The organism is Salmonella sp. SSDFZ54 (assembly GCF_004010735.1).
Classification (GTDB): Bacteria; Pseudomonadota; Gammaproteobacteria; order Enterobacterales; family Enterobacteriaceae; genus Salmonella; species Salmonella enterica.
This window is the reverse complement of sequence record NZ_CP034819.1, coordinates 490621-508486: the sequence shown is the minus strand read 5'-3', so window position 1 is coordinate 508486 and position 17866 is coordinate 490621. Positions and strand designations below refer to the sequence as shown.

The 17866-nt window shown below is 54.0% G+C and carries 15 protein-coding genes; all 15 read left to right on the top strand.

From position 1 onward, the window contains the following. Positions 1 to 89 precede the first annotated feature (89 nt). Positions 90 to 2468: a DmsA/YnfE/YnfF family dimethyl sulfoxide reductase gene (locus tag EOS97_RS02395; RefSeq protein ID WP_001805145.1), complete on the top strand. Its 2379-nt coding sequence runs from the start codon at positions 90 to 92 to the stop codon at positions 2466 to 2468. Next, complete coding sequence (locus EOS97_RS02390; RefSeq protein WP_000077436.1) at positions 2465 to 3094, top strand: DMSO/selenate family reductase complex B subunit; 630 nt, start codon at positions 2465 to 2467, stop codon at positions 3092 to 3094. The genes EOS97_RS02395 and EOS97_RS02390 overlap by 4 nt, the downstream gene beginning before the upstream one ends. Continuing rightward, complete coding sequence (locus EOS97_RS02385) at positions 3087 to 3896, top strand: dimethyl sulfoxide reductase anchor subunit family protein (protein ID WP_000544882.1); 810 nt, start codon at positions 3087 to 3089, stop codon at positions 3894 to 3896. The genes EOS97_RS02390 and EOS97_RS02385 overlap by 8 nt, the downstream gene beginning before the upstream one ends. Beyond that, positions 3896 to 4759 (top strand): 4Fe-4S binding protein, encoded by an 864-nt coding sequence (locus EOS97_RS02380; protein WP_000247786.1) that lies wholly within the window; start codon positions 3896 to 3898, stop codon positions 4757 to 4759. The genes EOS97_RS02385 and EOS97_RS02380 overlap by 1 nt, the downstream gene beginning before the upstream one ends. Before the next feature lie 120 nt (positions 4760 to 4879). Then, positions 4880 to 5311, top strand: a complete 432-nt coding sequence (gene ndk, locus EOS97_RS02375; RefSeq protein WP_000963846.1) for a nucleoside-diphosphate kinase — start codon at positions 4880 to 4882, stop codon at positions 5309 to 5311. 206 nt (positions 5312 to 5517) lie between these two features. Then, positions 5518 to 6684: a bifunctional tRNA (adenosine(37)-C2)-methyltransferase TrmG/ribosomal RNA large subunit methyltransferase RlmN gene (locus EOS97_RS02370; protein WP_000003206.1), complete on the top strand. Its 1167-nt coding sequence runs from the start codon at positions 5518 to 5520 to the stop codon at positions 6682 to 6684. A gap of 291 nt (positions 6685 to 6975) precedes the next feature. Beyond that, positions 6976 to 7980 carry a cytoskeleton protein RodZ gene (gene rodZ, locus EOS97_RS02365; protein ID WP_001090890.1) on the top strand — a complete coding sequence of 335 codons (1005 nt, stop codon included), beginning with the start codon at positions 6976 to 6978 and terminating at the stop codon, positions 7978 to 7980. A gap of 26 nt (positions 7981 to 8006) precedes the next feature. Further along, positions 8007 to 9125, top strand: a complete 1119-nt coding sequence (ispG, locus tag EOS97_RS02360) for a flavodoxin-dependent (E)-4-hydroxy-3-methylbut-2-enyl-diphosphate synthase (RefSeq protein ID WP_000551804.1) — start codon at positions 8007 to 8009, stop codon at positions 9123 to 9125. A 110-nt stretch (positions 9126 to 9235) separates the two neighbouring features. Beyond that, complete coding sequence (gene hisS / locus EOS97_RS02355; protein WP_001107139.1) at positions 9236 to 10510, top strand: histidine--tRNA ligase; 1275 nt, start codon at positions 9236 to 9238, stop codon at positions 10508 to 10510. Between the two features lie 13 nt (positions 10511 to 10523). Continuing rightward, positions 10524 to 11144, top strand: a complete 621-nt coding sequence (locus EOS97_RS02350) for a YfgM family protein (RefSeq protein ID WP_000409190.1) — start codon at positions 10524 to 10526, stop codon at positions 11142 to 11144. A gap of 10 nt (positions 11145 to 11154) precedes the next feature. After that, entirely contained in the window at positions 11155 to 12333 is a 1179-nt protein-coding gene (gene bamB / locus EOS97_RS02345) for an outer membrane protein assembly factor BamB (protein WP_001177073.1), read from the top strand. Positions 12334 to 12449: 116 nt separating this feature from the next. Beyond that, a complete protein-coding gene (gene der, locus EOS97_RS02340) occupies positions 12450 to 13922 on the top strand; it encodes a ribosome biogenesis GTPase Der (RefSeq protein WP_000249411.1) in 1473 nt (490 codons plus the stop codon). An 88-nt stretch (positions 13923 to 14010) separates the two neighbouring features. Continuing rightward, positions 14011 to 14232: a zinc ribbon domain-containing protein gene (locus EOS97_RS02335; protein ID WP_000406470.1), complete on the top strand. Its 222-nt coding sequence runs from the start codon at positions 14011 to 14013 to the stop codon at positions 14230 to 14232. 344 nt (positions 14233 to 14576) lie between these two features. Further along, a complete protein-coding gene (gene sinH, locus EOS97_RS02330) occupies positions 14577 to 16769 on the top strand; it encodes an intimin-like inverse autotransporter SinH (RefSeq protein WP_000252245.1) in 2193 nt (730 codons plus the stop codon). 57 nt (positions 16770 to 16826) lie between these two features. After that, positions 16827 to 17789 carry a SinI family autotransporter-associated protein gene (locus EOS97_RS02325; protein WP_001149081.1) on the top strand — a complete coding sequence of 321 codons (963 nt, stop codon included), beginning with the start codon at positions 16827 to 16829 and terminating at the stop codon, positions 17787 to 17789. Positions 17790 to 17866 lie beyond the last annotated feature (77 nt).

The following is a 17866-nucleotide window of genomic DNA, read 5'->3' as shown; positions in this document are numbered from 1 at the left end:
GGATCATACATAACTGGAGAGCTTGATAAATATCAAGAGAACCAACGCATAAAAACGTGAGAATGGGTTTTTATTTGACGAGTCGGATCATGAAAAATATAAAAAGCCAGGGAAATGGCGAACAGCCCGCTATTTCTCGCCGCCATTTTATCCAGGCCAGCTCCGCGCTTATTGCGTTACCGTTTGTCTCCTCGCCAGCTACCGCTCAGGCGCGCGCTGTGACGGCAACTGAAAACAGGCCTGCGGAAAAAGTCGTTCAGACATGCAGCACTTTTGACTGCGGGGGCAAATGCGATATTCGGGCGCATGTTAGTGACGGTATCGTGACGCGAATTTCAACGCGACCGGATAATGTGCTGGATGCGCAAATGCCGGTGATGCGTGCCTGTGTTCGTGGACGCGCATACCGTAAATTTGTTTATCATCCTGACAGACTTAAATATCCCATGAAGCGCGTAGGAAAACGCGGTGAAGGAAAATTCGAGCGAATTTCCTGGGATGAAGCGACAACCTTAATCGCCGATAATTTAAAATCGATTACTGAAAAATATGGCCCGGCTTCGCGCTATGTTCATGTTGGCACCGCCGTTTCCGGCGGCACCTTTTCCGGCGATAAAATGGCGCGTCGCCTGCTGAATCTGACCGGCGGCTATCTCGAAAGCTACCATTCTGTGAGTATGGGCAACACGGCGGCCGCGACGCCTTATACTTACGGCATTGCCGCCAGCGGCAGTTCGCTGGATACGCTTTTGGACACCAAACTGGTGATTCTGTGGGGCCATAACCCGACGGAGACCATTTTTGGTCATACCAACTATTTCCTGCAGAAGATGAAGCAGAACGGTACGCGGTTTATCGTGGTCGATCCGCGCTATTCCGACACCGTTTCGTCGCTGGCGGATCAGTGGATCCCGCTACTGCCCACCACCGACAATGCGCTGATGGACGCGATGATGTATGTCATCATCAGCGAGAATCTGCACGATCGCGCATTTATTGCGCGCTACGCTATCGGTTTTGACGAAGACTCAATGCCGGAAGGCGTACCGGCTAACGAATCGCTGGTGGCATATCTGACCGGCGCCAAAGACGGTGTCGTTAAGTCTCCCGAGTGGGCGGAAAAGATCACCCATGTGCCGGCGCAAACCATTCGCCAGTTAGCGCGTGATTACGCGAATACCAAACCCGCCGCGTTGATTCAGGGGTGGGGACCACAGCGCCACAACTGCGGCGAGCGCACCGCGCGCGGCTCGACCCTACTGGCGACCATTACCGGTAATGTCGGCATCAAAGGCGGTTGGGCTGCGGGTTACGGCGGCTGCGCTAACCGTAAATTTGCCGCGGGTCCGGAGATGCCGGATAACCCGGTAAAAGCCAAAATTTCGGTGATGAACTGGGTGCAGGCCGCAGACGACGCCAGCAAAGTGACGCCGGATATGGGGCTGAAAGATGCCGATAAGCTGGACAGTAACATCCGTATTCTGTTCTCGCTGGCCGGGAACTATCTGGCGAATCAGAACCCCGATCTGCACCAGGCGGTACGCGTACTGGAGGATGAATCAAAGATCCAGTTTATTGTCGCCAGCGATCTGTTTATGACGCCGAGCGCGAAATACGCTGATCTACTGCTGCCGGAAACCAGCTTTATGGAACGCTGGAACATCGGTGAAACCTGGGGCACGGCAAGCTACCTGATACTCTCTGAAAAACTGATTGAGCCTGAATTTGAGCGGCGCTCCGACTACGACTGGCTACGTGAGGTGGCGGCGAAATTAGGCATTGAGAATGAATTTAGCCAGGGGCGCGATGAGAAAGCGTGGATTGAACACATCTGGGAACAGACGCGCCTGGCGATGCCGGACGAAAATCTGCCGGATTTTGCCACGCTGCAAAAGACCCGTCAGCATCTGTTCAAAAGCGCGCCATTTATCGCCTTTGAAGACAATATTCGCGATCCGGAAAATCATCCGTTCCCGACGCCGTCAGGGAAAATAGAGATCTTCTCGAAGCGCCTGTACGACATGCAGCATCCGGAAATCCCGGCGTTGTCGCACTACGTTCCCGCGCATGAAGGCCCGGAGGATGCGCTGGTGAAAGATTTTCCGCTCCAGTTAATTACGTGGAAAGGAAAAAACCGCGCCAACTCAACGCAATACGCTAACCCGTGGCTGATTGAAGTGCAGCAGCAGACATTGTGGATCAACCCGCAGGATGCGCAAAAGCGCGGCATTACGCATGGCGACATGGTGCGCATTCATAACTCACGCGGGATTTGCGAAATCCCGGCGGAAGTGACGCCGCGTATTATTCCCGGCGTTGTCGCGATGCAGGCCGGCGCCTGGTGGCAGCCGGATGAGAACGGTATTGATAAAGGCGGCTGTGCGAACGTCCTCAGCTCGGCCCGTATTACCGCGCTGGCGAAGGGAAATTCACATCAAACCATGCTGGTGGAGGTGGCTAAAGCATGAGTCAGTTTACACATTACCCGCCGGTGAGCGATAAACAACTGGGGTTTTTCATCGACTCCTCACGCTGCTCCGGTTGTAAAGCCTGCCAGGTGGCCTGCAAAGACAAAAACAATCTGGAAGTAGGCCGTCGTTTCCGCCGCGTCTATGAAGTCAAGGGCGGAAGTTTCATCCCGACCGGGCAGGGCGGGGTCAGCAATAACGTATTTGCTTATACGCTTTCCATTTCCTGCAACCACTGTGCGGACCCTGTCTGCACCAAAAATTGCCCGACTACCGCTATGCATAAACGCCCGGGCGACGGCATCGTGCGCGTTGATACCGACAAATGCGTCGGCTGTGGCTATTGTGCCTGGTCCTGCCCTTACGGCGCGCCGCAGCTTAACGAGCAGACTGGCCAAATGTCCAAGTGCGACATGTGCGTTGATTTACTGGCGAAAGGTGAACCGCCCGTCTGTGTTGCAACCTGTCCGCTGGAGGCCATCAAGTTTGGTCCGATTGATGAACTGCGCGCGAAGTACGGTAGCGTATGCGACGTTAACGGGCTGCCAGATTCATCCATAACCAAGCCTAATCTGGTTGTCAAAGCGCATCAGGGCGCAGAAAAAGAGGGTAAACGCCATGCATGAGTTACCGCTGCTGATTTTTACGCTCTGTTTGCAAGGGTCTGTGGGCGTGACTCTGTGGCTGGCGTTGGGCCGCCAGTACGCCGTAGAAGGACGCGTGCCTGCACGCGGCGCGCTTCCCGCGATGGCGGGGGCGTTTGTACTGGCCTGCGTGGGGCTGCTTGCTTCAGCGCTGCACATGGGCTATCCCCTGAATGCGCTAAATGCGTTACGTCATGTCGCCAGTTCGTGGCTGAGTCGCGAAATTGTCTTTGCCAGCCTTTATCTGGCGGCGCTGGGACTGGGGGTTGTGCTGCTGTTTTTCCGAAAGCCAGGCTGGCAGCCGCTGCTGGCGCTGGCGGCAGCGTTCGGGCTGGTGGATGTATTCTGCATGGCGCAGGTTTATATCCATGCCTCGGTGGCGACCTGGCAGCATAGCAACACGCTGGCGCTGTTTTTTGGCACATCAGGCATTATCGGCTCGGTAGTCATTGCGCTGGCTTATCTGCGCAACGCTGGCGCCGCAATGCGCTGCGCTGTGATAGTGGTCGCACTGATGGTGCTGATTCGCCTGATCATGCAGCCGCTATGGCTGGCGGATATTAATGCGGTGGATACGACGGTCGTCACTTTCCCGCATCATCCGCTACAGGCGCTGGCGCAGTTGCGCGACGTCTATCTTCTCGGCTGGTGTGTCTCAGCGGCGGGAATGCTCTGCTTTGCCGCAGGCGGTCTGCGAAACGCCAGAGGGACGCTGGTGGCGGGCAGCGTATTGCTGCTTATCGGCGAGATTATGCTGCGCTACGTCTTCTTTAGTATTGGCTGATGGTTAACCTGACGATCGATCCGGCGGTAGACGTGACGCAGGCTTGCGTCCGTCGTCGCTTTCGTTTTTCTTCCTGCCGCGCTTGCGCCGATGTTTGTCCGGCGCAGGCGTTTTCGCTGGCGCAGGGGCAGGTCAGCATAGATACGACGCGCTGCATAGCCTGTGGCGACTGTCTGTTTGTCTGTCCTGTTGACGCCATTACCGGTATCAAACCGGTTAAACGCTTTGTGCAGGGGGATACGTTGGTGGGGCCGTTTTCGCTACAGGCGCCAACGGTCGATGAACTGCTTCTCTGGCACAGCCAGTACGGTATTCGCTTTATTGATATTGCGGTGGAGCGATCGGCGCAGTGGCTGATGGCGCTGGCGGGGCTAAATTTAGCGCTGCGCCGCTACGGCGAGCCGGGCTGGTCTTTCAAACACGTTGTCGGCGCGGAGATTAACGCCTCGCGGCGCACTCTGTTTCATGTTCCGCGCGACGCCATTACTCCGTGCGCCGTCGAGCCGGGGAAACGGCGTCTCAGACAGGCGTTTTCCGCGTTCAGCGAATGCGTACCCGAAATCAGTCCGCAAGAGTGCAGGATGTGTGGCGCCTGCTGGCGAAGCTGCCCGGAGAACGTTATCCAGCTTGACGACAATACCCTGACGATAGCGGCGGCGCGTTGTACGGGATGCGGCGGCTGTGCGGCGGTATGTCCGCATCAGGCGCTACGGCTGCGGTTTGACGTGGAACCCGCCTTAACGCGGCATAGTGCGATGCATACGCTCATCTGCGAAAGCTGCAAACGTACTTTCCATGCTCTCACGCCTGAACACACGCACTGCGTGCTGTGTCAGTCCCCTGAGTTTGCTGTGCGCCTTTAACTTTTGTTGCTAATGCTCATTTTATTTTAAAAAAATGTTACCTGCATCCATAGGCAATTGATGGGATGCTCTTTATAATCCGCGCCTGACATAACAACAGAACATATTTCAGAGGTAAACATGGCTATTGAACGGACTTTTTCCATCATTAAACCCAACGCGGTGGCAAAAAACGTTATTGGCAGCATCTTTGCGCGCTTTGAAGCTGCAGGGTTCAAAATTGTTGGCACTAAAATGCTGCACCTGACCGTTGAGCAGGCGCGCGGCTTCTATGCTGAGCACGACGGCAAGCCGTTCTTTGACGGTCTGGTGGAGTTCATGACCTCTGGCCCTATCGTGGTATCCGTGCTGGAAAGCGAAAATGCGGTACAGCGTCACCGCGATCTGCTTGGCGCCACCAACCCGGCGAACGCGTTGGCGGGTACGCTGCGCGCCGACTACGCTGATAGCTTAACTGAAAACGGCACCCACGGTTCGGATTCGCTGGAATCCGCGCAGCGCGAAATCGCCTTTTTCTTCGGTGAAGGCGAAGTGTGCCCGCGCACCCGTTAATCTCCTTCGTCTTTCACCCTGTAAATGCGTTGGCGATAAATTATCGGTTCAAATATTATTTTTGCTAATGCCGCGTGCAGACGTGGCATCCTTACGCCAGAATTTGTACAATGCAGCGCCCCCGGACGAGCAGTAAGCTTACCGGGGCGTTTCTTTTTTCAACCCTCCAGGGGCCATAACGTGTAATAACGAGGCCGGAATAGCATATGTCTGAACAAATTGTCACACCTGAAAGCAGTACCCCGGTAGTTCTTAACAACGAAACAAAAATCAACCTGCTGGATCTCAACCGTCAGCAGATGCGCGAGTTTTTTAAAAACTTAGGTGAAAAGCCTTTCCGCGCCGATCAGGTGATGAAATGGATGTATCACTATTGCTGCGATAATTTTGATGAGATGACCGACATCAACAAAGTGTTGCGCGGCAAATTAAAAGAGGTCGCGGAAATCCGCGCGCCGGAGGTCGTTGAAGAGCAGCGTTCCTCAGACGGCACCATTAAGTGGGCGATTGCTGTCGGCGATCAGCGCGTTGAAACGGTCTACATCCCGGAGGACGACCGCGCTACGCTGTGTGTCTCTTCACAGGTAGGATGCGCGCTGGAGTGCAAGTTTTGTTCAACTGCGCAGCAGGGCTTTAACCGCAACCTGCGCGTATCGGAAATTATCGGTCAGGTCTGGCGTGCGGCGAAAATCGTCGGCGCGGCCAAAGTCACCGGCCAGCGTCCGATCACCAACGTGGTCATGATGGGGATGGGCGAGCCATTGCTTAACCTGACCAATGTCGTACCGGCGATGGAAATTATGCTCGATGACTTTGGTTTCGGCCTGTCCAAACGTCGTGTCACGCTCTCAACGTCCGGCGTGGTGCCTGCGCTGGATAAACTGGGTGATATGATAGATGTCGCGCTGGCTATCTCCTTACATGCGCCGAATGACACTATTCGCGACGAAATCGTCCCGATCAACAAAAAATACAATATCGAAACGTTCCTGGGCGCGGTTCGCCGCTATCTGGAGAAATCCAACGCCAATCAGGGGCGCGTGACGATTGAATACGTGATGCTTGACCACGTCAACGACGGCACTGAACACGCGCATCAACTGGCGGAGCTATTAAAAGAGACGCCTTGTAAGATTAATCTGATTCCGTGGAACCCGTTCCCTGGCGCGCCGTATGGCCGCAGCTCTAACAGCCGTATCGATCGCTTTTCTAAAGTTTTGATGAGTTATGGTTTCACGACCATCGTACGCAAGACGCGTGGCGATGACATTGATGCGGCATGCGGACAGTTGGCAGGCGATGTGATTGACCGTACTAAACGTACTCTGCGTAAGCGTATGCAGGGAGAGGTGATTGACATCAAGGCTATTTGATAGCAGTTGCGCCACGGGGCATTCATTATACCGTGGCGCAATGTCAGTTGAATAATGTCTGGCGTTGTACTTGTCTGGTCAATAATAACGGTGCGTTTTTGTCGACTTTAAGGCAGTATGTAATGGTGCAACAAGAGTTTAGCCTTGTGTCTTAGCGGTTTTGTCATCTGCGGCCTGACAGGCTTATACTGTCTGACTAAGGTTAACTAACCTGATGTTTCGCGGTGTGGGCGGGCATTACGGCTCGTCGGCGCCTGAATCCTAATTTACACGTACCTGTAGCTGTAGCGAATGAATACTGAAGCCACGCACGACCAAAATGAAGCACAAACCACCGGCGTTCGTCTGCGCAATGCCCGTGAACAACTCGGACTCAGCCAGCAGGCTGTCGCTGAGCGACTTTGCCTGAAGGTTTCTACGGTACGCGATATTGAAGAAGATAAGGCGCCGTCCGATCTTGCTTCAACCTTCCTGCGCGGATATATCCGCTCATATGCGCGTCTGGTGCATGTTCCAGAAGAGGAACTGCTGCCGGGGCTGGAAAAGCAGGCCCCGCTGCGCGCCGCCAAAGTCGCCCCGATGCAGAGTTTCTCATTAGGAAAGCGTCGTAAAAAACGCGACGGCTGGTTAATGTCTTTTACCTGGCTGGTACTGTTTGTGGTCGTAGGGCTGACCGGCGCCTGGTGGTGGCAGAACCATAAGGCGCAGCAGGAAGAGATCACGACAATGGCCGATCAAAGCACGGCTGAACTGAACGCAGATAAAGACAGCGGCCAAAGCGTACCGCTGGACACCGGTGCCGCGACAAGCCAGGATACGACGCCAGCGCAAACGGCTCCGGCTCCTGCGACGCCGGTTGATTCGACGGCGGCGACGCAAACGCCAGCGCCAACGGCGGCGGCGACGCAAAATACGGTAGTCGCGCCTTCGCAGGCGAATGTCGATACGGCTGCGACATCTGCCGCGCCAGCGGCAACGGAAACGCCGTCCGCGCTGCCAACCAGTCAGGCTGGCGTAGCGGCGCCTGCTGCCGATCCGAACGCGCTGGTGATGAATTTTACCGCTGACTGCTGGCTCGAAGTCACTGACGCCACGGGTAAGAAGCTGTTTAGCGGTATGCAGCGTAAAGATGGTAATTTAAACCTAACCGGTCAGGCGCCTTATAAACTTAAAATTGGCGCGCCGGCCGCGGTGCAGATCCAGTATCAAGGAAAACCTGTCGATCTGAGCCGCTTTATCAGAACTAATCAGGTTGCGCGTCTGACCCTTAATGCCGAACCGACACCGGCGCAGTAACAGACGGGTAACGCGGGAGATTTTTCATGCATAACCAGGCTCCGATTCAACGTAGAAAATCGACACGTATTTACGTTGGGAATGTGCCGATTGGCGATGGCGCCCCCATCGCCGTCCAGTCGATGACTAACACGCGTACCACTGACGTGGAAGCGACGGTTAATCAGATCAAAGCGCTGGAGCGCGTTGGCGCAGATATTGTTCGTGTTTCTGTACCGACAATGGACGCCGCCGAAGCGTTCAAGCTTATCAAACAGCAGGTTAACGTCCCGCTGGTTGCCGATATTCACTTCGACTACCGCATTGCGCTGAAGGTGGCGGAATACGGCGTTGACTGCTTGCGTATTAACCCCGGCAATATCGGTAACGAAGAACGCATTCGCATGGTGGTGGACTGCGCGCGAGACAAAAACATCCCTATTCGTATCGGCGTAAATGCTGGATCGCTGGAAAAAGATCTGCAGGAAAAATACGGTGAGCCGACGCCGCAGGCGCTGCTGGAATCAGCCATGCGCCATGTGGATCATCTTGATCGTCTCAACTTTGATCAGTTCAAAGTGAGCGTAAAAGCGTCCGATGTATTCCTTGCCGTTGAGTCTTATCGTTTGTTGGCTAAACAGATCGATCAGCCGCTGCATCTGGGGATCACCGAAGCGGGCGGCGCGCGTAGCGGGGCGGTCAAGTCGGCGATCGGTTTAGGTCTGCTGTTATCGGAAGGCATCGGCGACACGCTGCGCGTATCGTTGGCGGCCGATCCGGTGGAAGAGATCAAAGTCGGTTTTGATATCCTGAAGTCGCTGCGCATTCGCGCGCGCGGCATCAATTTCATCGCTTGCCCGACCTGTTCTCGCCAGGAGTTCGACGTTATCGGCACGGTGAACGCGCTGGAGCAGCGTCTGGAAGATATCATCACCCCGATGGACGTCTCGATCATCGGTTGCGTGGTGAACGGGCCGGGCGAAGCGCTGGTATCAACGCTGGGCGTGACGGGCGGCAATAAGAAAAGCGGCCTGTATGAAGACGGCGTGCGTAAGGACAGACTCGATAACGACGATATGATCGCGCAGCTTGAATCCCGTATTCGCGCGAAAGCAAGTCAACTTGATGAAGCGCGTCGGATTGACGTGCTGCAGGTTGAAAAATAAGAACGTGATGGGAAGCGGCGCGCTTCCCGTGTATGATTGAACCCGCATGGCTCCCGGTTCGTTCGGGGAAGCGCTGAGGGTTCATTTTTATATTCAGAAAGAGAATAAACGTGGCAAAAAACATTCAAGCCATTCGCGGCATGAACGATTATCTGCCTGGCGAAACCGCCATCTGGCAGCGCATTGAAGGCACACTCAAAAACGTGCTCGGCAGCTACGGTTACAGTGAAATCCGCTTGCCGATTGTAGAGCAGACCCCGTTATTCAAACGTGCGATCGGTGAAGTTACTGACGTAGTTGAAAAAGAGATGTACACCTTTGAGGATCGCAACGGCGATAGCCTGACATTGCGCCCTGAAGGTACGGCGGGCTGTGTACGCGCCGGCATCGAACATGGTCTCCTGTACAATCAGGAACAGCGTTTGTGGTATATCGGCCCGATGTTCCGTCATGAGCGTCCGCAAAAAGGCCGCTACCGTCAGTTCCATCAGCTAGGCGCCGAAGTCTTCGGCTTACAAGGCCCGGATATTGACGCGGAGCTGATTATGCTGACCGCACGCTGGTGGCGCGCGCTGGGCATCGCTGACCACGTTAGCCTGGAGCTGAACTCTATTGGTTCATTAGAGGCGCGTGCGAACTATCGCGATGCGCTGGTCGCGTTCCTCGAACAGCATCAAGAGACGCTGGACGAAGACTGCAAACGCCGTATGTATACCAATCCGCTGCGCGTGCTGGATTCAAAAAATCCGGACGTGCAGGCGCTGCTCAACGACGCGCCCGCTCTCGGCGACTATCTCGATGACGATTCACGCGAGCACTTTGCCGGCCTGTGTAAATTGCTGGACGCGGCGGGGATTGCCTACACCGTCAACCAGCGTCTGGTACGCGGTCTGGATTACTACAACCGCACCGTATTTGAATGGGTAACAAACAGTCTGGGGTCACAAGGCACCGTCTGTGCGGGTGGTCGTTATGACGGTCTGGTGGAACAACTGGGCGGTCGCGCTACCCCGGCAGTGGGCTTTGCGATGGGCCTGGAACGACTTGTTTTGTTAGTTCAGGCAGTTAATCCGGAATTTATTGCCTCTCCTGTTGTCGATATATACCTGGTAGCTGCCGGCGCACAAACGCAGTCTGCGGCAATGACGCTGGCGGAGCGGCTGCGCGATGAAATGCCAGGCGTGAAGCTAATGACAAACCACGGCGGCGGCAACTTTAAGAAACAGTTTGCCCGCGCCGATAAGTGGGGCGCCCGTATTGCACTGGTTCTTGGCGAATCTGAAGTCGCCGATGGGACTGTTGTAGTGAAGGATTTGCGCTCCGGTGAGCAAACGGCAGTGGCGCAGGACAGCGTCGCCGCGCATTTGCGCACTTTATTGGGCTAAGGAGAAGGACAGCGTGGAAATTTACGAGAACGAACACGACCAGGTGGATGCGATTAAACGCTTCTTTGCCGAAAACGGCAAAGCGCTGGCTGTCGGAGTGATTTTAGGGGTTGGCGCGCTGGTTGGCTGGCGTTACTGGAGCAGCCATCAGACGGAGTCCGCGCGTGCTGCTTCTCTGGCGTATCAAAATGCGGTGACGGCGGTAAGCGCCGATAAGCCGGATAGCATTCCCGCCGCTGAAAAATTCGCGGCTGAGAATAAAAATACCTATGGTGCGCTGGCGTCTATGGAACTGGCGCAGCAGTTTGTGGATAAGAATGAACTTAAAAAAGCCGAAGCCCAGTTGCAGCAGGGGTTGGCGGCCACCAGCGATGAAAATCTCAAAGCGGTGATTAATCTGCGTCTCGCTCGCGTTCAGTTACAGCTTAAGCAAGCTGACGCCGCGCTGAAAACTCTGGATGCCGTTAAAGGCGAAGGATGGACGGCCATTGTCGCTGATTTGCGCGGCGAAGCGTTGCTGAGTAAGGGTGATAAAAAAGGCGCGCGCAGCGCATGGGAAGCGGGCGTCAATAGCGATGCTTCTCCGGCGTTGAGCGAAATGATGCAGATGAAAATCAATAATTTGTCCATCTGAGAGGGACCCGATGCAATTGCGTAAATTACTTCTGCCAGGGTTGCTTTCCGTTACCCTGCTCAGCGGCTGTTCACTGTTTAGCGGTGAAGAAGATGTCGTCAAGATGTCTCCATTACCGCAGGTTGAAAACCAGTTTACCCCGACCACTGTCTGGAGCACCTCTGTCGGTAACGGAATTGGCGAATTTTATTCTAACCTTCATCCGGTAATGGCAGATAACGTGGTCTATGCAGCCGATCGCGCGGGCGTGGTAAAAGCGCTCAATGCGGATGATGGCAAAGAGATCTGGTCTGTGAATCTGGGCGAGAAAGACGGCTGGTTCTCTCGTTCGTCCGCGTTGTTGTCCGGCGGCGTCACGGTCGCGGGCGGTCACGTCTATATCGGCAGTGAAAAGGCCGAGGTTTATGCGCTGAATACCAGCGACGGTACCACAGCATGGCAGACGAAGGTCGCAGGCGAAGCGTTGTCTCGTCCGGTTGTCAGTGATGGAATTGTCCTTATCCATACCAGCAACGGTCAGTTGCAGGCGCTAAATCAGGCGGATGGCGTCATTAAATGGACGGTGAACCTGGATATGCCTTCGCTGTCGCTGCGCGGGGAATCTGCGCCTGCAACCGCGTTCGGCGCGGCTATCGTTGGTGGTGATAATGGCCGCGTCAGCGCCGTGTTGATGCAACAAGGCCAGATGATTTGGCAACAGCGTATCTCCCAGGCCACTGGCCCAACGGAAATTGACCGTCTGAGCGACGTTGATACCACGCCGGTTGTGGTAAACGGCGTCGTTTACGCGTTGGCGTATAATGGTAACTTAACGGCGCTGGATCTGCGCAGTGGTCAGATTATGTGGAAACGCGAGCTGGGTTCGGTCAATGACTTTATCGTCGACGGCGACCGTATCTACCTGGTCGATCAGAACGATCGCGTGCTGGCGCTGACCACTGACGGCGGCGTAACGCTGTGGACGCAAAGCGATCTGCTGCACCGTTTGCTGACCTCCCCGGTGCTGTATAATGGTGATTTAGTCGTCGGCGATAGCGAAGGTTATCTGCACTGGATTAATGTTGATGACGGGCGTTTTGTGGCCCAACAAAAAGTAGACAGTTCCGGTTTCCTGACCGAACCGACGGTGGCGGATGGTAAACTGCTCATCCAGGCCAAAGACGGTACGGTCTACGCGATTACGCGTTAATCGTCACGGTTGTGCGTTTTAAAAAACGGCTCCTGGTGTAGGGGCCGTTTTCCTGTTTTTAACAATGGCGCAAAATGCGCGCGTTGTCTGATGATTTTTTTAATGAGGCTTTAAACATGGTACCTGTGGTCGCGCTTGTCGGGCGCCCTAACGTCGGAAAATCCACGCTATTTAACCGTCTGACCCGCACCCGAGATGCGCTGGTTGCGGATTTCCCGGGTCTGACTCGTGACCGTAAGTACGGTCGTGCGGAAGTTGAAGGCCGCGAGTTTATCTGTATCGACACCGGCGGTATTGACGGCACCGAAGACGGCGTCGAAACGCGGATGGCGGAACAGTCGCTGCTGGCGATTGAAGAAGCGGATGTAGTGTTATTCATGGTAGATGCGCGCGCTGGCCTGATGCCGGCGGATGAAGCGATTGCCAAACATCTGCGTTCCCGTGAAAAACCGACCTTCCTGGTGGCGAATAAAACGGATGGTCTCGATCCCGATCAGGCGGTTGTCGATTTTTACTCGCTGGGATTAGGCGAAATTTATCCTATCGCCGCCTCACATGGTCGCGGCGTATTGAGCCTGCTGGAACATGTGCTTCTGCCGTGGATGGATGATGTCGCGCCGCAGGAAGAGGTGGATGAAGACGCGGAATACTGGGCGCAGTTCGAGGCGGAACAAAATGGCGAAGAAGCGCCGGAAGATGATTTTGACCCGCAAAGCCTGCCGATCAAGCTGGCGATTGTCGGTCGCCCGAACGTAGGTAAGTCCACACTCACTAACCGTATTCTCGGCGAAGAGCGCGTGGTGGTATACGACATGCCGGGCACCACTCGCGACAGCATTTATATCCCGATGGAACGCGACGAACGGGAATATGTGCTGATTGACACGGCGGGGGTGCGTAAGCGCGGAAAAATCACCGATGCGGTAGAAAAGTTCTCGGTGATTAAAACGTTGCAGGCGATTGAAGACGCTAACGTCGTACTGTTGGTTATCGATGCGCGCGAGGGGATCTCCGACCAGGATTTGTCTCTGCTGGGCTTTATCCTCAATAGTGGGCGCTCACTCGTTATCGTAGTCAACAAATGGGATGGCCTGAGCCAGGAAGTCAAAGAGCAGGTGAAAGAGACGCTGGATTTCCGTCTGGGCTTTATTGATTTTGCCCGCGTTCATTTTATCTCTGCGCTACACGGCAGCGGTGTCGGCAACCTGTTTGAGTCCGTACGCGAGGCTTACGACAGTTCCACTCGCCGGGTGAGCACTGCGATGCTGACCCGTATCATGACGATGGCGGTGGAAGATCATCAGCCGCCGCTGGTGCGTGGTCGCCGTGTAAAACTGAAATATGCCCACGCTGGCGGCTATAACCCGCCGATTGTGGTGATTCACGGCAACCAGGTAAAAGATCTGCCAGACTCCTATAAGCGCTATCTGATGAACTACTTCCGCAAGTCGTTGGAAGTGATGGGGACGCCGATTCGCATTCAGTTTAAAGAAGGGGAGAACCCGTATGCGAACAAGCGTAACACACTGACGCCAACGCAAATGCGCAAACGTAAGCGTCTGATGAAACATATCAAGAAAAGCAAGTAATGCTTTTTCAGTAATATTCCAGGCCTGACAAGCGCTGCGCTATCAGGCCTTTCAAGTAAAAGTGGGTCACGCGCCTGAGGAGAATGTTATGGAAATAACCTGCCCCGTTTGCCATCACGCGCTGGAGCGCAATGGCGATACTGCGCATTGCGAGACATGCGCTAAAGATTTCTCGTTACAGGCAATGTGTCCTGACTGCCGCCAGCCGTTACAGGTTTTGAAAGCCTGCGGCGCAGTGGACTATTTTTGCCAGAACGGTCATGGTTTAATTTCAAAAAAACGGGTTAACTTCGTCATTTCCAATCAATAAAACCGCTGTCGACGTTGCGCCGCAGAGCAGAGGCGCCGACGTCTTATCCGGCTAAGGGCAAAAGCGTTATTCGATACTCCCGTAATATCAGCATAGTATCCTGCCGGCGGCTATTTTATTCTTTTTATTGATTCAACTATTTATAGAGAATATTATTCCCGATAATTAATATTAGAAATAAATAACAGCCTTCTTTTTATTTATTATATCAATATTATAAGTCTGTTTCATATTAAACTTTTCTTTTTAGGAATATATTTAGGTCTGTTAGTTATGATTCCATCTGAATCATCCATATAATATCTTTTCATCGAGGCGTGTTTATTTAACGACAGGGATATCATATGGTGCGAAGGATTCGCATTCTGGTTTTGCTAGTAGTGTCTGGAGTATCAGTTGCGGCTTCCGGCGCAGATAACTCTGTATCTGCAAATGATGAAAGCCACTCCTCTCTGCCTGATTTAGCCAGCGAATCCGCGAAAAAAGAAGAACAGGAAAATAAAGGAAAGTCCTTTAAAGAACAGGGCGCTGACTACTTTATTAATTCCGCCACCCAGGGCTTTGATAATCTCACCCCGGAAGCGCTGGAATCCCAGGCGCGTAGCTATTTGCAAAACCAAATTACTTCCTCAGCACAGTCATATCTTGAAGGCGTAATGTCACCTTATGGCAAGATCCGTACCAGCCTCACCGTGGGCGAAGGCGGCGATCTGGACGGCAGTTCGCTGGATTATTTTATTCCCTGGTATGACAATCAGAGCACGCTTTTCTTTAGCCAGATTTCGGCTCAGCGTAAGGAAGACCGCACCATTGGTAACTTTGGGCTTGGCGTGCGCCAGAACGTCGGCAATTGGCTGCTTGGCGGCAACGCATTCTATGACTACGATTTTACGCGCGGTCACCGTCGATTAGGTCTGGGAACCGAAGCCTGGACGGATTACCTGAAATTCTCCGGCAACTATTACCATCCTCTTTCTGACTGGAAAGACTCCGAAGATTTCGACTTTTATGAAGAACGACCCGCGCGCGGCTGGGATATCCGCATGGAAAGCTGGCTGCCGTTTTATCCGCAGCTTGGCGCTAAATTAGTTTACGAACAGTACTACGGCGATGAAGTAGCGCTGTTTGGCACCGATAATCTGCAAAAAGATCCTCATGCCGTCACTTTGGGGCTGGAATATACGCCGGTACCGCTGGTCACGGTTGGTACGGATTACAAAGCCGGTACTGGCGATAGTAACGATTTTAGCGTTAACGCGACCGTGAACTACCAGATAGGCACGCCGCTGGCGGCGCAACTCGATCCGGAAAACGTTAAAATTCAGCACTCCTTAATGGGCAGCCGCACCGATTTTGTCGATCGCAACAATTTCATCATTCTCGAATATCGTGAGAAAGATCCGCTGGACGTCACGCTGTGGCTGAAGGCTGACGCCACCAACGAACACCCGGAATGCGTGATTGAAGATACGCCTGAGGCCGCGGTGGGGCTGGAGAAATGTAAGTGGACGGTCAACGCGCTGATTAACCACCATTACAAAATTATTTCTGCTTCCTGGCAGGCGAAAAACAACGCCGCCCGTACGCTGGTGATGCCGGTGGTAAAAGCGAATGCGTTAACCGAAGGCAACAATAACAGCTGGAATCTGGTGCTTCCTGCCTGGGTTAACGCCGATACCGAAGAGCAGCGCACCGCCCTGAATACCTGGAAAGTACGCATGACGCTGGAAGATGAAAAGGGCAATAAGCAGAACTCCGGCGTGGTGGAAATCACCGTCCAGCAGGATCGCAAAATTGAGCTGATCGTCGACAACATTGCCGATACCGATCGCAGCGATCACAGCCATGAAGCCAGCGCGCTGGCCGATGGCGAAGACGGCGTGGTGATGGATCTCCTGATCACCGACTCCTTTGGCGACTCCACGGATCGCAATGGCAACGAACTGGTGGACGATGCCATGACGCCCGTGTTGTACGACAGCAATGATAAAAAAGTCACCCTGGCCCAGACGCCCTGCACCACGGAAACCCCCTGCGTGTTTATTGCCAGCCGTGATAAAGAAGCGGGGACGGTGACGCTTTCCAGCACCCTGCCAGGCACTTTCCGCTGGAAGGCGAAAGCAGACGCCTATGGCGACAGTAACTACGTTGACGTCACTTTTATCGGCGACAACCTGAGCGCGCTGAATGCGGTGATTTATCAGGTCAAAGCCGCCAACCCTGTCAACCTTATCGGCAAAGAAGATAAGCACCCTACGGTCAATAATACCTACCGTTTCCTGCTGTGGCGCGACAAGAATAAAGACAATGTTTTTCAGATGTCCGAGCAGCTCACGGAAGAAGAGATGGCGCTGTACGACTACCAGTGGGAGTTTACCGGGCAGAGTACAAACGGACATACCGGCGCGTTGGCCAACACCATGAATGAAGACCTTGTCCTGCCAGTAACCAATAAAGAGGCGGCGCAGAAGTTTGCCGCCAATGAGGAAGATGGCGTTCAGGGTTACGGCATACGCGTTACGTATAGCCAGAAATAGCGTCAGCGTTATGGCTGACCAGCCAGCCGCTGAATTTGGAGAAAAAGGAGAGTCTGAATGCAAGCAACAGTAAAACGGCGGCTGACGAAGGTCGCTTTAGCATTAGTAGTTGCCGGATATTGCGCCGCGCCAGCGGTGGCGGCAAACGGTAATCTGAAATCGGGGCAGTGGCAGATTGTCTCTGAACAGACGGGCACCATTCAGGGCACGGTGCCGTGGATTACCCGCGCGGCGGATAAAACTGCGGATACCGACAAAGATCACGTAACGGTAACTATCGATCGCGGCGATCGTACCGTTGTGACCGAAGGCGATAAGCAGTTTCACGTTGGCGATAAGGTCACGGTGAACTGGGCGATTGGCGATACGGAAGGCGACCTTGACGCCAACAACGCCGCCACGAAACAGACGGTGCAGTGGATGAGATACAGCGACCAGAATGGTAGCAATCCCGAAGAGATTGGCACCAAAGGTAGCGATACCTATGAAATTCAGGCGAGTGACGCAGACCATTATATCGGTATCAAAATCACGCCAACCACCACTACCGGTGACCCTGCCGTAGCAACCGAACTGCTGTTGAAAGACCTGTCGACCGATGCGGGTGGTGGTTCGGATGATGACGAAATTCCGGAAGGTCCGGTGGTCGATGAAAACGTCCATGTGGTTATCTATGAGTCTGGCTCAACCACCAACCTGTTGGGTACCTCTACTCCGCTCAAAACCGACACCACCTATAAAGTGCTGCTGTGGAGCGATAAGAACAGCAACGGTACCTATGATACCGGTGAAGACGTTACCAGCCAGTATGACTACCGCTGGAAATTCGTCGGCACCAGTAAAATTGCAGGTACTGGTACCGGCGGTATTGTCAACGAAAGCTGGAACGATAAAGACCTTGTCATCCCGCTTACCAATGCCGACGCGAAAACGGCGTTCGAGGGTGCGGAAGGCGGCGTTACCGTGGGTACCGACGGTGTCCAGGGCTTTGCTTTGTCCATCGACTACAAACGCAAATAAGTTGTCCTCAACATACCACTCCCCGCGGGGAGTGGTATTTTCCGCGCACTTTGCTTAGCCGCGCGCTAAGCAAAGTG

What these genes read in the sequence shown, in the direction of transcription:
- rodZ (WP_001090890.1), top strand. Translation starts at nt 6,976, where the DNA reads ATGAATACTGAAGCCACGCACGACCAAAATGAAGCACAAACCACCGGC.
- EOS97_RS02395 (WP_001805145.1), top strand. Translation starts at nt 90, where the DNA reads ATGAAAAATATAAAAAGCCAGGGAAATGGCGAACAGCCCGCTATTTCT.
- ndk (WP_000963846.1), top strand. Translation starts at nt 4,880, where the DNA reads ATGGCTATTGAACGGACTTTTTCCATCATTAAACCCAACGCGGTGGCA.
- EOS97_RS02380 (WP_000247786.1), top strand. Translation starts at nt 3,896, where the DNA reads ATGGTTAACCTGACGATCGATCCGGCGGTAGACGTGACGCAGGCTTGC.
- EOS97_RS02385 (WP_000544882.1), top strand. Translation starts at nt 3,087, where the DNA reads ATGCATGAGTTACCGCTGCTGATTTTTACGCTCTGTTTGCAAGGGTCT.
- ispG (WP_000551804.1), top strand. Translation starts at nt 8,007, where the DNA reads ATGCATAACCAGGCTCCGATTCAACGTAGAAAATCGACACGTATTTAC.
- sinH (WP_000252245.1), top strand. Translation starts at nt 14,577, where the DNA reads ATGGTGCGAAGGATTCGCATTCTGGTTTTGCTAGTAGTGTCTGGAGTA.
- EOS97_RS02325 (WP_001149081.1), top strand. Translation starts at nt 16,827, where the DNA reads ATGCAAGCAACAGTAAAACGGCGGCTGACGAAGGTCGCTTTAGCATTA.
- EOS97_RS02370 (WP_000003206.1), top strand. Translation starts at nt 5,518, where the DNA reads ATGTCTGAACAAATTGTCACACCTGAAAGCAGTACCCCGGTAGTTCTT.
- EOS97_RS02335 (WP_000406470.1), top strand. Translation starts at nt 14,011, where the DNA reads ATGGAAATAACCTGCCCCGTTTGCCATCACGCGCTGGAGCGCAATGGC.
- der (WP_000249411.1), top strand. Translation starts at nt 12,450, where the DNA reads ATGGTACCTGTGGTCGCGCTTGTCGGGCGCCCTAACGTCGGAAAATCC.
- bamB (WP_001177073.1), top strand. Translation starts at nt 11,155, where the DNA reads ATGCAATTGCGTAAATTACTTCTGCCAGGGTTGCTTTCCGTTACCCTG.
- EOS97_RS02390 (WP_000077436.1), top strand. Translation starts at nt 2,465, where the DNA reads ATGAGTCAGTTTACACATTACCCGCCGGTGAGCGATAAACAACTGGGG.